Genomic DNA, 15,388 nt, shown 5'->3' with positions numbered 1-15,388 from the left:
CGCTCACCGGCCCGCGCGGGCGCGGTGCGTCAGGAGGCGTCCTGCCAGTACAGCGCCGGCCGCGGGGTGCCGGGCGGCGCCGAAGCGAAGGCCGGCGGGACCTCGGCGGTCAGCGCGGGGTACGTGTCCGGAGCGGGCGCCTGGGGGCGCGGCTGGGGCTGCGTCTGAGGCGGCACCTGAGGCTGCTGCTGCGACTGCTGCTGTGGCTCGGGCCTGAATTCGTAGACCGGCTGCTGCTGTGGCTCGGGCCTGAACTCGTAGACCGGCTGCGGCGGCGGCTCGGGCCTGAACTCGTAGACCGGCTGCGGCGGCATCGGCGGCGGCCCCACGGGCTGCTCGTACATCGGCTGGGGCGGCGGGGCCTGCTGGATCTGCGGGAGCGGCTGCACCGGCGGCATGGCGGGCTGTACGGGCGGCGCGGGCTGGATCTGCGGCAGCTGCTGCGGAGCGGGCTGCGGGGGCTGCTCCTGGACGGGCGCGGCAGCCGCCGCGGGCGTGGGCGCGGGCGCCGCGTACCAGGTGCTGCCGTACAGCACCGTGCTCAGCCCGGTCAGCAGCCGCTGCACGTCGGCCTGCGGCCGGACCACGAGCCGCATGAAACGGCTGCTGCTGCCCAGCTTGTTGCCGCATTCGCGGACCAGCACCCCGTGCTCGGCCAGCAGCCGGTCGCGCAGCACGGCGCCGTCGACGCCGTCGGGGAGCTTGACGAAGACGAAGTTGCCCTGGGACGGGTAGACGGTCAGCCCCGGCAGGGCCGCGAGCTGCCAGGTCATCTCCTGCCGGTCGCGGGAGACCAGGCGCAGGCTCTGCGCGTACTCCTCGCGGTGGTCCTTGAGCATGAAGACCACCGCCTCCGCGAAGGAGTTGAGGTTCCACTTGGGCAGCATGCGGCGGACCTTCCCGGCCAGCGCGGGGTTGGCGACGAGGTAGCCGAAGCGGATGCCGTGCAGGCCGAAGTTCTTGCCGAGGCTGCGCAGGACGATCACGTTGGGCCGCAGGACGGCCTCGCCGGCGACGCTCGGCCAGGCCTCGGCGTCGGTGAAGTCGAGGAAGGACTCGTCGATCACGACGAGGTCGAGGTCGGACAGGGCGTCCATGAGCGCGACGACGGCGTGCTTGGGGAGGAAGCCGCCGTCGGGGTTGTTGGGGTTGCAGATCACGGCCGTACGCGAACCCCGTGCGCGGACGAACGAGACGAAGGCCGCCGGATCGAGGGCGAATCCGGCGGCCTCCGGGAGGAGGAACATGTCGACGCGCTTGCCGGTCTCCATGGGCTGGTCGGTCCAGCGGCCGAAGGTCGGTATGGGGACGGCCAGGCTCTCGCGGACCAGCAGGTGGTCGATCCAGGTGATCAGCTCGGTCGAGCCGTTGCCCATGGCCACGGTCTGCGGGTTGAGGCCGAGCAGCGAGCACAGCTCGTTGGTGATGACGTCCGTGCTGCTCGGGTAGTACGTGAGGATGTCCCGCATCGACTCCTGGAGCTTGTCGTACATGGCCGGGCTCGGGAAGTAGGGGTTGCACGGGATGCAGAAGTCGACGATGTCGTGTCCTGCGTCGGAGGACGACAGGCCGCCGGCGGCGCGGCGCAGCGCGAAGTACGAGGGACTGTGCGCGGTGTTGGCGCGGAACAACTCGGTGGCATTACCGGTGGCGCCGACTGCGACGGTCACGGCAGAACCTCCCTCGATCACGGGGGCCACGCCGCGGCGGCCCGCTTCCCCTTGCCTGCACCACCTTTTCGCATATTCCTCACATCTGGTACATGTGTGGTGTTTACGGGACAAGTGGTGCGCGGTTCGGCTATCTTGCGGCCGTCCCCGGTCTCATACGGGCCCGGCGGGGCTTCCGTTCAGTCATCGCCTCCCCTGACCGCGCAGGCCCACGGCGACGGTGGTGATCCGGCCCGCGGCGGCCGGCGCGACGAGCTTCACGTCCCCGGCCGGGACATGGTCGAGCACCCGGGTCCGCGTGCGGCCCCTGTCCTTCACCTCTCCTCAGCCGAGCGTGCCCGCGGCCGCGACGAGGAGGGCACGGATCTGGGCGGTGACCGCGAGCCGCTGGGCGACGAAGGCGGGGTCGGTGACCGTGCCGGTGGCCGGGTCGGTGTTGCCGGGGCCGAAGTGCAGCACCGGGGTGTGGACATGGCCGCCCGGGGCGGGCAGCGCGAGCCTGTCCCGCAGCAGGGTGGCCCGGTAGGCGATCTCGTTGGAGAGGTAGTCGCCGCCGCCCCCGGCGCGGGCCGCGGAGCCGGAGGTCGGGCCGCCGTCACGGGTGACGGGGTCGGTCGCCCCGGCGGGGACCTCGGTGACGGTGGTGCGGTCGTGCACCGGGAAGGGGCCGGTGCCGGCGGCGGCGAGCGCCGCGTACGGCAGCGTGGACGCCGTCCACTGCGGCTGCCGGTCGGCGGCGGCCACCGGGACCGGGACCGGGCCGGTGACGGACAGGCCGGTGTTGTCGGGATGGCCGCCGCGCCAGGCGCCGTTGAAGCGTTCGAGGTCGAAGCGTCCGTCCCGGCCCTGGCTGACGGTCGCGAACAGGTCGACCCGGCGCGGGCCTGGCCGGAACCGGGGGCACAGGACGGCTTCGACCGTGCCGTCGGCGAAGTCGCCCCAGCGCACCGGGAAGACGACGGTCTCGACGCGGGCGGGGCCCGCGGCGGTCGCGAGGGTGACGCCGTCCAGGGCGAGCGCCGCAGCCCCGGAGGGATTGCTGCAGCGTATGTCGGTGTCCAGCCGGAAGGGGTCGAAGCCGGTCAGCAGGATGCGCCGCACGCCCTCGGCCAGGGGCGGGCGGACGGCGTCCTGTCCGCGCGAGGCGCGCTCCAGCCGGGCCGCCAGCGCGACACGGCCGGCGGCGGGCAGCGCGAACGCCGGTTCCCACCGGCGCAGTTCCGCGCCGAGGGCGAGCCGGGCCCAGTACAGCGGCCGGTCGTCGTCGTGGCTCAGGTCACCGCCCACCGCCCCGCGGCCCTGGGCCCGGTCCACCGCGGCCCGCCACAGCGCGCGCCCGTGCCGCCGCACGCTCCGGGCGGCCGAGGCCGGGTCGCGGGCCTCCGCCAGGGCCCGGGCGAACCGCGGGGCCGCGGTGTCGAAGCCGCCGCGGCGCAGGATCTCCCGCGGCACGGCCCGCTCCAGGCGCAGTTCCTCCGCCGTGGGCGGCGGCACGTCGGCGGGCACGGCAGGGCGGAGCGGCAGGCGCATCGCGGGGAACCTCCGGGCGGTCGGGTAGCGGGTCGGCCGCCCGGAGCATGGCGCACCGGGGCGCCGCTCCGCCAGGGGTCCCGGGCGCTACGCCGGCTTGCGGGCGAGGAAGAAGATGCTCGGCCCGAACCCCACGCGGGCCAGCGGGGACTGCAGCGCCCCCTCGGCCCGTACCAGCGTCGCGTGCGGGACCACCCGCTTGAGCCGCGCGCTGCGCAGGTTGGACACCGACAGCCGGCGCTCCACGCGCAGCCCCGCGGCCTCCAGCTGCGCGGCCACCGTGCGCGGGTGGTGGTTGACGAACGGGATGCTGTCGCGCTCGCGGTTCTCCGCCGAGCGGATGTCCACCGGCGACCGCGGCACCCGCCGGCGGTGCGCCGCGTAGCGCAGCCGGTTGGCGGCGTGCGCGAGGTTGGCGGTCTCGACGACGGCGGTGCCGCCCGGCCGCAGCACCCTGGCGATCTCGGTCAGCGCGGCCCCCGGGTCGGGCAGGTGGTGCATGACGCGGATCATGGTGACCAGGTCGACGCTCGCGGAGTGCAGCCCGAGGCCTCCCGCGATCATCAGCCGCATGCTCACCCCCGCGAGCCCCCTGAGGAACTCCTCCGCGTCGTCCAGCTGCTTGCGGCTGGCGTCCACCAGCGTGACCCGGTCGGCGAACTCCCGCAGCACCGGCACGAGCCGGCCGAAGCCGCCGCCGACGTCCGCCGCGTGCCCGAAGTGCCGCCCTTCGAGCAGCCGCCGCAACGCGGCGACCTCGGCGTCGTGTTCGTAGCCGCGGCCTTCCCAGTAGGTGCGGTAGCTCTGCGGATTGTCGTCGTACTGGTTGGTGCGCTGCGCCATGGCGCGCCTCCCCCTCGCGTGCTCGTCCACAGGGCATAAGTCACGCGGCAGGTGCGGAACGGTTCCCTCCGGATCGCCCCCGGCGGCTACGGCTTGCCCAAGTCCAGCCGCCCCACCGGCGCACCCGGCTCCGGCCGCGGCTCGGGCACCTCCTGCGGCTGCATCAACGCACGCACCAAAAGCGTCGCACCCGCCACCGCACCCGGCATGAGCAGCACCGACACCAACGGCACCAGGAAACACAGGATCAACGGCACACCGAAGCCCAGCGTCAGCGCCATCCGACCGTGCAGCATCCGCATCCGCATCCGCATCCGCAACGGGACCTCACGCCGCTGGAAGGCCACCCCGCCGCCGAGCCCCCGGCGGCTACGGCTTGCCCAAGTCCAGCCGCCCCACCGGCGCACCCGGCTCCGGCCGCGGCTCGGGCACCTCCTGCGGCTGCATCAACGCACGCACCAAAAGCGTCGCACCCGCCACCGCACCCGGCATGAGCAGCACCGACACCAACGGCACCAGGAAACACAGGATCAACGGCACACCGAAGCCCAGCGTCAGCGCCATCCGCCCGCGCAGCATCCGCATCCGCATCCGCAACGGGACCTCACGCCGCTGGAAGGCCACCCCGCTGAGTTCGAGGGCGAGGAAGTACCCGGAGACGCAGAAGCCGATCGCGGGGACGACGGTCTGGCCGACGAAGGGGATGAAGCCTGCGGCGAACAGCAGGATGCCCCAGGCGGCGACCCGGACCAGCACCCGCAGGCTGTCCCGGGCGGACTGCAGCAGCTCCCGCCACAGCGGGACGTCGGGGGCGTCGGGCGCGCCGCCCTCGGTGACGTCGACCCGCTCGGCGAGGGACTCGTAGAAGGGCTGGCCGACCAGGAGCGTCACCGCTGTGAAGGAGATCACCGCCAGCAGCAGGCCGCCGCCGAAGGCGACCGCGGTGAGCAGCCCGCGGAACAGGCCGCGCCAGGGCGAGTCCCAGTCGTCGGCGAAGGGCGTGGCCCAGGCGGTCGCGTCGTCGGCCCAGAAGGCGAGGACGACCAGTGCCGCCACGTAGCCGACGAGGGTGATCAGCGCCGGCAGCAGCCCGAAGCCGAACCAGCGGCCGTGCCGGAGCACCCAGCGCTGGCCGTCCACGAAGAGCCGTATCCCGTTGGCAAGATCTCGCATGCGCGACAGGGTATGCGAACCGCGCGCGGACGGTGGGGCTCAGACCATGACCTCGCAGTCCCGGGCGCCCGAGGGGTCCGGGTCGAAGAGGCAGACGTCGGAGCCCGTGTCGCCGGTGACGACGCCGGTGCCGGCGATGTCCTGGGCCTTGAGGAAGAGCACGTCGTCGCCCGGTCCGCCGCCCACGGTACCGGAGTTGGCCCCGGCGTCGCCGATGAGGTCGACGAGGTCGTCGCCGTCGCCTCCGGTGACCCGCCCGCTGTTCTCGCCGTTGATCTCGATCATGTCGGCCCCGCCGCCGCCGTCGACGGTCCCCGCGTTGCCGCCGTGGACCGTGATGACGTCGACGCCGCCGGCCCCGGCGACCACGACGCCCGCGGGGACACCGCCCGGGCAGTCGATCTCGTCGAAGCCCTCGGTGCCGGTGACGGCACCCCCGGTGACCGCCCGGCCGTTCACCGTGCAGCCGGCGACGGCGGGCGCGGGCGGCTCGCCGGCCCGCGCGGAGCCGGTCAGCAGCGCGGACGCGCCGGCCAGGACGAGAGCCGCGCCGGCCAGGACCGGACGGGTGCGCGTACGTGCCGTCATCGCTGCTCCTCGGGTGGACGCCTGGAGTGGGGCGCGGTTGGCACGAGCGTCACGTCACGGGAGGCGGCCCGCAATCGGGCGGGGGCCGGCCGGGGGACCGCACCCGGAACGGAGCCTGACGATCCGTCATCATGCGACGACGACCCCGCACCCCGGGGAGGCTGTCAGGGACCTCCCCGGGGTGGTGGGTCAGCCGCCCACGGCCACCGGCACCGTGAGACGGCGGTCGGCGACGCTGCGCGCGACCTCGGCGGTGTACGTACCCGCAAGAGTGCGCCAGTCACCCTCCGAGGGGTCCCAGATCTGCGCGGCACGGCGGGGCAGCGCGATCCGGGCCTCCGTCACGGCGCCCGCCGGAAGCTCCACCGGGAGGAATCCGGCCAGGACGCGGGCCGGGCGTCCGCCCGCCGGGTCCTCGCCCGCGGGCGCCGCCAGGTAGACCTGGACGACCTCCCGCCCGGCCCGGTCACCGGTGTTGCGCAGCCGTACGGTGAGCGTGCCCAGGGTGCCTCGCCCGCCGTCCGCTTCCGGCCCCTCCGCCGGTGCGAAGGAGGCGTCCTCGTAGGCCCAGTCGGTGTAGCCGAGCCCGTGCCCGAACGGGTACGCGGGCTCCGCCCCGGCCCGCTCCCAGGCGCGGTAGCCGATGAAGACGCCCTCGTCGTAGCGCAGGACCCCGTCCCGGGGCACGACCTCGCCGACCGGGGCGTCGGCCAGCCGGGCCGGCCAGGTGGTGGGCAGCCGGCCGCCGGGCTCGGCGGCGCCGAGGAGGACGTCGGCGAGCGCCGCGCCGGCCTCCTGTCCGGGGAACCACCCGATCAGCACCGCGGCGGCCTCCTCGCGCCACGGCATCTCCACCGGCGATCCGGCGTTCACCACGACCACCGTCCGAGGGTTCACCGCGGCCACCGCGTGCACGAGTTCGTCCTGACGGCCCGGCAGCCGCAGGTCCGCGCGGTCGAATCCCTCGCTCTCGACCCGCTCGGTGGTCGCGACCACGACCACCGCCACTTCCGCCTCCCGCGCCGCCGCGACGGCCTCCGCGATCAACTCGTCCCCGTCCCGCTGCGGTTCGCCGTGGACGAGCGAGAAGACGACCGCCCGGACCGGCCCCCTGCGGTCCTGGGGCAGGGCGTGGGTCAGTGAGACCTCGACGGGCACCCCGGCGGTCAGTACGACCCGGCCGCGTTCGACGGGCGCACCGAACATCCCCTCGAAGGGACCGGACTCGGGCCCGGCGACCTGGGTCCCTTCGTAGACCGGCGCGCCGTCCACGACGAGCCGGAAGCCGCCCAGCCCCCGGGTCCCGAAGTGGTGGGCGCCGCTCTCGCGGGGGGTGAAGGTGCCGGTCACCTCGACGGAGTGCAGGGTGTCGTGGGTCACCCCGTCGGGCAGGTCACCGCCCATCCACTGCACGTGGCCCCCGGGCAGCGTGCAGGTGCCGAGGACCTCGCCCGCCGCGTCCCGGCAGACCGCGCGCAGCGCGAAGCCCGGCCCGGCGGGCGCGAGTTCCTCGTTGGGGTCGGCGCCCACGGCGTAGGCCAAGGGGGTGCCCTCCGGCAGCGCCGCGCGCAGGCCGTCCAGCGGCGCGACCACGTGGGCGGGGAAGACCTGCGCGGACCCGCCGCCGAGCACCCGGGCGTCACGCGCGGCCGCGCCGATGAGCGCGATCCCGCGCACCGCGGCGGGGTCGAACGGCAGGACGGGCCGCCCGTCGCGCGGCTCGTTGCGGACCAGGACGAAGGAGCGGCGGGCGATCTCCCGGGCGAGCGCGGGGCCGTCGATCGCGGCGGGGATCCGGTCGGCGGGCACCGCCGCGGGGGTGTCCGCCAGCAGGCCCACCCGGGCGGCGAGCCGCAGCACGTTGCGCACCGCCGTGTCCACGGCGGACTCCTCGACGCGGCCCTCGCGCACCGCGCGGGCCAGCGCCTGCCCGTAGACGGTGCGCGATCCCGGCATGGCCACGTCGAGGCCGCCGGCGAGGGCAGCGGCGGTGTCCCGGGCGGCCGCCCAGTCGGAGACGACGAAGCCGTCGAAGCCCCACTCCTCGCGCAGCACCTCGTTCTGCAGGCGGTGGTGCTCGGTCATCGTGGTGCCGTTGACGGAGTTGTAGGCGGCCATGACGCCCCAGGGACGGGCGTCCCTGACGATGGCCTCGAAGGGCGCGAGGTAGAGCTCGCGCAGGGCGCGCTCGCCGATGACGTTGTCGACGGTGAAGCGCTCGGTCTCGGCGTCGTTGGCGACGAAGTGCTTGACGGTCGTGCCGACCCCGCCGTCCTGGACGCCCGCGACGTAGCCGGTGCCGATCTCACCGGTGAGGTACGGGTCCTCGGAGTACGCCTCGAAGTGCCGCCCGCCCAGCGGCGAACGGTGCAGGTTGACGGTCGGGGCGAGCAGGACGTGCACGCCCTTGCGGCGGGCCTCCTGGGCGAGCAGCCGCCCGGTGCGGCGGGCGAGGGCGGGGTCCCAGGTGGCGGCGAGCGCCGTGGGGCTGGGCAGCGCGATGGAGGGGTCGTCCGCGGTCCAGCGCACGCCGCGCACCCCGATGGGCCCGTCCGACATGACCAGCGAGCCCAGTCCGATCTCGGGCAGCGCGGGCAGCGACCACATGTCCTGCCCGGCCAGCAGCCGTGCCTTCGCGTCGAGGTCGAGCTTGCCCAGCGCGCGTTCGACCGCGTCGTCGAGCGGGGTTCCGGAGGTGTCGCTCATGGGGTGGACTCCTTCGTGAGGACGTGACAACCCGTCGCCTGCCTGCCTGACTGGTCGCCATCCTCCGGCCCGCGTCCTGTTGATCGGTAGGTGTCGTCACCTCTTCGTTACTTTCGGCCCGTACCCGGCACCGGGCTAGGCTCACGCCTGTGACTGCCAACGACCGCGGCCGGGGACTCGGCCGCGCGGTCCGCAACGAGGACCGCAAGGCGGAGATCATCCAGGCCGCCCTCGAAGTGATCGCCGAACGCGGCTACCGGGGGGCTTCGCTGGCCGCCGTCGCGGAGCGGGTCGGGCTCACGCAGCAGGGGCTGCTCCACTACTTCCCGACCAAGGAGGCCCTGCTCGTCGCGGTGCTCGAGGTCCGCGACCGGTGGGACATGGCCTCGGCGGCGCTGCACGGCACGGCCTGGCCGATGGAGATGGTGGCCAACCTGGTCGAGTACAACGCCACCCGGCCGGGCGTCGTCCAGGTCTTCAGCGTGCTCGCCGGCGACAGCGTCACCGAGGACCACCCGGCGCGGGAGTACTTCAGGGACCGCTACACACGGGTGCGCCGCTGGGCCGCCGACTCGCTGCGCGCCGAGTACGGCGGGACGCTGCCCGGCGGCCTCACGCCCGAGCAGGCCGCCCCGTTGCTCGTGGCCGTCATGGACGGTCTGCAACTGCAGTGGCTGCACGACCCCGGCGAGGTGGACATGCCCGCGGTCTTCCGGCGCTTCGTCGCCCTGCTCGATCCGGCCCGCGACGCCGGGGAACCCGGCGGCGCGTGAGGGGCGCACCCATCCGGGCACGCCCCTCGTCCCCCGTTCCCGCCCGCTGCTAATCGGGCAGACGCACCAGCATCTTCCCGGTGTTGTCACCGCGCAGGACGCCGAGGAAGGCCTCCAGGTTGTTCTCGATCCCGTCGACGACGGTCTCGCGGTAGCGCAGCCTGCCCTCGCGGATCCAGCCGCCGACCTCCTGGACGAACTGCGACTGCAGGTCGTAGTGGTCACCGACGAGGAAGCCCTCGATGCGCAGCCGGTTCTGGATGAGCCGGGACAGGTTGCGGGGGCCGGGGGCGGGCTCGGTCGCGTTGTAGAGGGCGATCATGCCGCAGACGGCCACCCGGCCGCGCAGGTTGAGGGCGCCGATGGCCGCCTCGAGGTGCTCGCCGCCCACGTTGTCGAAGTAGACGTCGATGCCGTCGGGCGCGGCCGCCGCCAACTGCTCGGCCACGGGGCCGTCCTTGTAGTTGAAGGCGGCGTCGAAGCCGTACTCCTCGACGAGGAGCTTGACCTTCTCGTCCGAACCGGCGCTGCCGATGACCCGGGAGGCACCCTTGAGCTTGGCGATCTGGCCGACCTGGCTGCCGACCGCGCCCGCCGCGCCGGAGACGAAGACCGCGTCGCCCTCCTTGAGGCCGGCGACGCGCAACAGGCCCGCGTAGGCGGTGAGGCCGGTCATCCCGAGCACGCCCAGGTAGGTGCTGAGCGGGGCGAGGTCGGGGTCGACCTTGACCGCGGTCTCCGCGTTGACCAGGGCGTACTCACGCCAGCCGAGGAAGTGCAGCACGTGGTCGCCGGGGGCGAAGCCCTCCGCGCCCGAGGCGACGACCCGGCCGACCGCGCCGCCGTGCATCGGCTTGTCCAGCCGGTACGGCTCCGCGTACGACTTCGCGTCGTTCATACGGCCTCGCATGTAGGGGTCGACCGACACGTAGAGGTTGCGCACGAGGATCTCACCGGGTCCGGGCTCGGGGACCTCGGTCTCGCGCAGCGCGAAGTCCTCGGGCTTCGGCCACCCGTGCGGGCGGGCGACCAGGTGCCATTCACGGCTCTTCGGCATGGGGGAACGCCTCCAAAGCTTTAGGTTCTTAACTAACCATGAGCCTGGATGTTTGAGGAAGTCAAATAAATCGGCATGGGCGTGTCCCGTCGCACACCGCGGCGACGGCCGGTGGGACCGCAGGACGGAGCGGGTCGGAGCGGGTCGGTGGACGAGCCGGGGAGGACGGGCCCGGTGCCCGTCAGGTGCACCACCACAGGAAACGGGTGCAGGAGGGCGTCGGCTTCGGCGTGTGCGTGGGGGGCGCGGACGCCGGGCTCGAGTTCTGCGGCGCCGAGGTGGTGGGGCCCCCTCCGGCGGGGGGCTTGGTCCCGGAGCCGGCGGGCGGGTGGCTGACCGAGGCGGAGGCCGAGGCCGAGGGGGACGACGACTCCTTGTCGCTCTTGGAGGCGCTGGGCGACGCGGAGGCGCTCGCGCTCTCGGACGCCGGGGCGTCGGAGGCGGGTGCCGCCGGGTCCCCCGAGGTGTCGTCGCCGGGCGAGGAGGTCGGGCGCGGGGAGGCGCCGTCGGTCCGCGTGTCGTCCGAGGCGGCCGAACTCGCGCCCGTCACGTAGCCGGCGAGCGGGAGTTCCGCCACGCTCCAGCCGACGAGCACGATCGCGGCGCCCACCAGGGTGCCGACCAGCAGCCGGGAACGGCGGCGGGTGCGGACGCGGCGGGTGCGGGCCCGGCTGCCGGAACGGCGCGGGGAGCTCTCCGCGGACCCCCGTCCCGCGGCCTTGCGGCGGTCCGCACGACCGCCCTCGGGCGGCGCCGTGGCCTCGCCCTCGTCGGTCCCGGGCTCCTGCACGGGCGCGTCGGCAGGCCCCTGCGCACCGAGCTGGTGAGCGGGCGTTCCGCACCCCGGGCAAGACAGGGCGCCGTTGATGTGCCGTCGGCATGCTGCGCAGTAGTCCATTGCCCCGGCAGCGTATGGGACGCGACGATACGACGTACATATGAGTTGACCGTCGATCCCGTGAAACCTCTGTGAAACCCGGGACATGCGGGTTTAGGGGCCGATCAGCCCCGAATCAACCCCGAACCACCACGGAATCAACCACCGAACGGCACATCGGGCATCCCCTGCCCGGCCCCCGGCACCACCAGCAGCGATCCCGACAGCGGCCGCTCGGCCAGCTCCCGGGCGTCAAGGCCCGTGCTCGCGGAGGTGATGTAGAGATCGGTCAGCGACGGGCCGCCGAAGGCGCAGGCGGTGGGCCGCCGTACCGGCACCTCCACGACCCGGTCCAGGTCCCCCCGCGGGGTGTAGCGGCGGACGGCGGCCCCGTCCCACAGGGCCACCCAGACGCAGCCCTCGGCGTCCACGGTGAGGCCGTCCGGGAGCCCCGCGGCCTCCTCGACCTCCGCGAACGGCCGCCGCCCGCGGACGAGTCCGGTGTCCCGGTCGACGTCGAAGACGTCGACGCGCCGGGTCGGGCTGTCCACGTAGTACATGAGGGAGCCGTCGGGGCTCCAGTCGGTGCCGTTGCTGACGGTCACGTCGTCCAGCACCGGCTCGACCGTGCCGTCCGGGGCCACCCGGCGCAGGGTCCCGCCGCCGGGCGCCTCGTCGTAGCGCATGGTGCCGGCCCACAGGGTGCCCGCGGCGTCCACGGCGGCGTCGTTGGCCCGCCGGCCGGGGACGGGGTCGCGGTGCAGCCAGCGGAAGGCACCGTCCGCGTCGTACAGCCCCACGCCGTCGCGCAGGTTCACCACCACGCCGCCGGCCGCGCGCGGCTTGGCCGCGCCGACGTGCTGCCCGGTCGCCATCACCGACTCGCCGCCGCCGGCCGGGTCGTACCAGTGCACCCGGGAGGCGAGGATGTCCACCCACAGCAACCGCGCGCCGACCGGGTCCCAGGTCGGGCCCTCGCCGAGGCGCGCCCCGGCCTTGAGGGCGAGTTCGACCCCGCTCATCGCGCACCGCCCCGGTGCCCGAGGCGCTCGGACAGCTCGGCGGCGCCCTTGACGGCCAGTTCCTCCAGCTCGGCCCGGCGCTCCTCGGTCCAGCGGATCATCGGCACGGAGATGCTGAGCGCGGCCACCACCCGTCCCGCCGAGTTGCGGACCGGGGCGGCGACGCAGGAGACGTCCGGGTTGGACTCGCGCCGCTCGACGGCGACCCCCCGCTCGCGCACCGCACCGAGCTGGCGCCGCAGTTCGTCGGCCGAGGTGATGCTGTGCTCGGTCATCGCGGGCAGCGGCCCGTCGCCGGGCAGGCGTTCGTCGAGGGCGTCCGGGGGCAGCGAGGCCAGCAGCATCTTGCCGACGGAGGTGCAGTGCGCGGGCAGCCTGCGCCCGGCCGCCGACACCATCCGGACCGCGTGGGTGCTGTCCACCTTGGCGATGTAGATGACGTCGGTGCCCTCCAGGATCGCCACGTGCACCGTCTCGTCGCAGGTCTCCGCGACCGAACGGGCCACCTGCTGACCCTCGGCGGCGAGGTCCAGCTGCTCGGCGTAGCGGCTGCCGAGCTGGTACGTGCGCACGCCGAGGCGGTAGCGGCCGGACTGACCGGGCTGCGGCACCAGGTAGTTGCGCGCGGCGAGGGTCGTCACCAGCTCGTGCACGGTGGTGCGCGGCAGACCCAGCCTGCGGGTGATCTCGGGCGCGGACATCGTGCCGTCGCCTTCGAGGAAGAGCTCCAGGATGTCCAGGGCTCTGGTCACGGCGGGTACGAGACGTCCCATCTCTGCTCGCTCTCTCCGGCGCCTGTTCGATATTCCGTATAGCGATCGGTATCGCGAACGCAGCGTATCCGCGCCGGGTCGTAGCGGGCAATGGCCGCGCACCGCGCCACGCCGATTGTCTGCTTGTCGGATAACTCTAGGGCCCTTTGCTACTTTCTCAGTGCCCATCAGGGGCTTTGCACCGCTTTCCCACCTTTCGGTGATTCCTTCACCTCTCTCCTCCTACGGGGTCGCCGTGACGATCACGCCCAGCAGCATGCGCAAGACGCCCAACCGGCCCGGCGGGCTCGTCCCCGCACCGGCCACCGGCGACGGCGACCGGCCGGCCCCGGTCCCCGGCGCCCCCCGCCGCTACGACTACGCGCGCCACGGGACGCTCGCCGGACCCCTCAACGACCCCCCTCGGCCAGGGGTGCTGTACCGGGTCAGGTACCGCAGCCTGATCTCCCGCGAAGGGCACCGGATCCGCACCTGGCTGCTGCTCACCGCCGCACCCCTGGCCTCGCTGGGCGTGCTGGTCTGGCTCGTGCAGCCGCGCCACTGGACGGCCCGGGAGACCGCGCCGCAGTGGGCGCACGTCGCCGACACCGCGATGCTGGTCTCCCTCGGCCTCCTCGAACTCCTCCGCCTGGTCGCCGTCCTCGCCCACGCCCACGCCACCCTGGTCGCCCGCGACCCGGTCCCGGTCGCCCCGGCACCGGGCACCCGGGTCGCCCTCCTGGTCTCCTCCGCCCCGGGCGGTGAGTCCCTGGAGGAGCTGCGGGCCACGCTGGAGGGCGCGGTACGCGTCCGGCACGAAGGCCCCGTCGACGTGTGGCTGCTGGACCAGGACGACGACCCGGAGGTCCGGCGGCTCTGCGAGACGCTGGGCGTACGGCACTTCACCCGCAAGGGCGTCGCGCGCTGGAACCACCCCAAGGGCGCCCTGCGCGCCGGCGCCCGGCACGGCGACCACAACGCCTGGCTCGACGCCCACGGCGGCGACTACGAGTTCACCGCCGGCGTCGGCACCGGCCAGGTCCCGCTCCCCCACTACCTGGAGCGGATGCTCGGTTACTTCCGCGACCCGGACGTCGCCTTCGTCGTCGGCCCGCAGGTCCACGGCGACCACGACACCGCCGTGACGAGGGCCGCCGAGAGCCACCGGTTCCTCGTCCACGCCTCCGCGCAGCGGGCCGGCAACCGTTACGGCTCCGCCCTGTTCACCGGCACCACCGACGTCGTCCGCGTCACGGCGCTGCGGCAGGCCGGCGGGATGTACGACTCCGCCGCCGGCGACCTGGCCACCGGGCTGGAGATCCACGCCCGCCGCAACCCCGCCACCGGCCGCAAGTGGCGCTCGGTCCACACCCCGGACGTGGTGGCCGTCGGCCGGGGACCGTCCTCCTGGAACGGCTTCTTCGCCCAGGAACTGCACCGCAGCCGCGGCACCTACGAGTCCCTCCTGCGGCAGTTCTGGAAGGCCCCGTGGAAACTGCGCCCCGGCAGCCTGCTCACCTACACGCTGGCGGCCGCCCGTTACCCCCTCTCGGGCCTCGGCTGGATCCTCTCCGCGCTGGCCTGCGTGCTCTTCCTGGGGCTCGGTGCCTCCGGCGCCCCCTTCGACCCCACGGTGTGGCTGGCGCTCCACGGCGCCGCCGTCGCGTTCCGGATCGCCCTGTGCCTGGGGACCCGAGGGCGCAACGCCGGCCCCCACCGGCCGAAGGGGTCCTTCGGCGTCGCGGGGTTGCTGATGTCCGCGGTGTCCGCCCCGCTCCACGTACTCTCCCTGGTACGGACGGTGCTCCGGCGCCCGCCGGGCCGGCTCGCCACGGCCGAGGGCGGCCCGGCCCGCCCGGACCGGCTCGCCACCTTCCGTGTCCACCTGCTCTGGGCGGCCCTGCTCGCCGGTTCGCTGCTCGCCTCGGTCCCCCGCGGCCACGCCCACCCGGCGCTGCGCGTCTGGGCCGCGATCGCGCTGCTGACCTCCCTGGTCCCGCTGCTGGTCTGGCGGTGCAGCGTGCTGCGGCGCCGGGTGGCGGACGTCCTGGCCGCTCGGCAGGCGCGACGGGCCCGGCGTACGGCCAGGGGCCGGCACCGCGCGCCCAGGCAGCGCGCCTCCGCCCGCATGGCGGCGGTACGGCACCACATGGCGCGGCGCTGAGGAACACGGCAGGACCCGGCACACCAGGACGGCCGCCCGGTACGGGCGGCCGTCCTTGCTTCGTCCTCGCTTCGTCCTCCTCAGCCGGGCACCGCGGGCCTCGACGGCGCGGCCGAGGGGGATGTGGAGGGAACGGCCGCCGAAGCCGGGGCGGACGCCGGAGCCGGGGCAGCCACCGAGGGCGGGGCGGACGCCGAAGCCGGGGCGGACGCCGACGGGGTCCAGGTGGGTAC

General features: G+C 74.4%; 13 protein-coding genes and 1 pseudogene. 2 read left to right on the top strand and 12 right to left on the bottom strand.

Translation table 11 applies throughout. The annotated features are described in order from the left end of the window. Window positions 1-29: 29 nt before the first annotated feature. From PV341_RS14040 to PV341_RS14005, 8 genes and pseudogenes are all read right to left on the bottom strand, one after another. On the bottom strand, window positions 30-1,670 hold the full coding sequence (locus PV341_RS14040; protein WP_500322045.1) for a pyridoxal phosphate-dependent aminotransferase: 1,641 nt from the start codon (window positions 1,668-1,670) through the stop codon (window positions 30-32). Window positions 1,671-1,853: 183 nt separating this feature from the next. Then, on the bottom strand, window positions 1,854-1,988 hold the full coding sequence (locus PV341_RS14035; protein WP_500322044.1) for a hypothetical protein: 135 nt from the start codon (window positions 1,986-1,988) through the stop codon (window positions 1,854-1,856). A gap of 6 nt (window positions 1,989-1,994) precedes the next feature. Next, window positions 1,995-3,200, bottom strand: a complete 1,206-nt coding sequence (locus PV341_RS14030; RefSeq protein ID WP_500357925.1) for a PA0049 C-terminal domain-containing protein — start codon at window positions 3,198-3,200, stop codon at window positions 1,995-1,997. Window positions 3,201-3,287: 87 nt separating this feature from the next. Then, window positions 3,288-4,043, bottom strand: a complete 756-nt coding sequence (locus PV341_RS14025; RefSeq protein WP_500357924.1) for a class I SAM-dependent methyltransferase — start codon at window positions 4,041-4,043, stop codon at window positions 3,288-3,290. A gap of 86 nt (window positions 4,044-4,129) precedes the next feature. After that, a pseudogene (locus PV341_RS14020) lies at window positions 4,130-4,390 on the bottom strand (EI24 domain-containing protein); the annotation flags it as partial. A gap of 22 nt (window positions 4,391-4,412) precedes the next feature. Continuing rightward, window positions 4,413-5,216, bottom strand: a complete 804-nt coding sequence (locus PV341_RS14015; RefSeq protein ID WP_500322039.1) for an EI24 domain-containing protein — start codon at window positions 5,214-5,216, stop codon at window positions 4,413-4,415. A 39-nt stretch (window positions 5,217-5,255) separates the two neighbouring features. Continuing rightward, window positions 5,256-5,804: a hypothetical protein gene (locus tag PV341_RS14010; RefSeq protein ID WP_500322038.1), complete on the bottom strand. Its 549-nt coding sequence runs from the start codon at window positions 5,802-5,804 to the stop codon at window positions 5,256-5,258. A 189-nt stretch (window positions 5,805-5,993) separates the two neighbouring features. Beyond that, window positions 5,994-8,510, bottom strand: a complete 2,517-nt coding sequence (locus PV341_RS14005; protein ID WP_500357923.1) for a beta-glucosidase — start codon at window positions 8,508-8,510, stop codon at window positions 5,994-5,996. 149 nt (window positions 8,511-8,659) lie between these two features. On the opposite strand from PV341_RS14005, the gene PV341_RS14000 reads away from it, so the two are divergent. Continuing rightward, window positions 8,660-9,283, top strand: coding sequence for a TetR/AcrR family transcriptional regulator (locus PV341_RS14000; RefSeq protein ID WP_500322036.1), 624 nt, complete (start codon window positions 8,660-8,662; stop codon window positions 9,281-9,283). 49 nt (window positions 9,284-9,332) lie between these two features. Here PV341_RS14000 and PV341_RS13995 read toward each other — a convergent pair whose 3' ends face one another. From PV341_RS13995 to PV341_RS13980, 4 genes are all read right to left on the bottom strand, one after another. Continuing rightward, window positions 9,333-10,340, bottom strand: coding sequence for an NADP-dependent oxidoreductase (locus PV341_RS13995; RefSeq protein WP_500357922.1), 1,008 nt, complete (start codon window positions 10,338-10,340; stop codon window positions 9,333-9,335). Between the two features lie 181 nt (window positions 10,341-10,521). Continuing rightward, window positions 10,522-11,238 carry an SCO2400 family protein gene (locus tag PV341_RS13990; RefSeq protein WP_500322034.1) on the bottom strand — a complete coding sequence of 239 codons (717 nt, stop codon included), beginning with the start codon at window positions 11,236-11,238 and terminating at the stop codon, window positions 10,522-10,524. Window positions 11,239-11,375: 137 nt separating this feature from the next. Then, window positions 11,376-12,239 (bottom strand): SMP-30/gluconolactonase/LRE family protein, encoded by an 864-nt coding sequence (locus PV341_RS13985; RefSeq protein WP_500322032.1) that lies wholly within the window; start codon window positions 12,237-12,239, stop codon window positions 11,376-11,378. Further along, window positions 12,236-13,012, bottom strand: a complete 777-nt coding sequence (locus tag PV341_RS13980) for an IclR family transcriptional regulator (protein ID WP_500322030.1) — start codon at window positions 13,010-13,012, stop codon at window positions 12,236-12,238. The genes PV341_RS13985 and PV341_RS13980 overlap by 4 nt, the downstream gene beginning before the upstream one ends. A gap of 235 nt (window positions 13,013-13,247) precedes the next feature. Here PV341_RS13980 and PV341_RS13975 point away from each other — a divergent pair, with 235 nt between their 5' ends. Beyond that, window positions 13,248-15,155 (top strand): glycosyltransferase family protein, encoded by a 1,908-nt coding sequence (locus PV341_RS13975; protein WP_500357921.1) that lies wholly within the window; start codon window positions 13,248-13,250, stop codon window positions 15,153-15,155. The last annotated feature ends 233 nt before the right edge of the window (window positions 15,156-15,388 follow it).

Origin of the sequence: Streptomyces sp. PA03-1a, from assembly GCF_033792805.1 — a bacterium.
GTDB lineage: Bacteria > Actinomycetota > Actinomycetes > Streptomycetales > Streptomycetaceae > Actinacidiphila.
The sequence above is the reverse complement of the archived record's forward strand: the minus strand, read 5'-3'. Positions and strand labels throughout refer to the sequence as shown.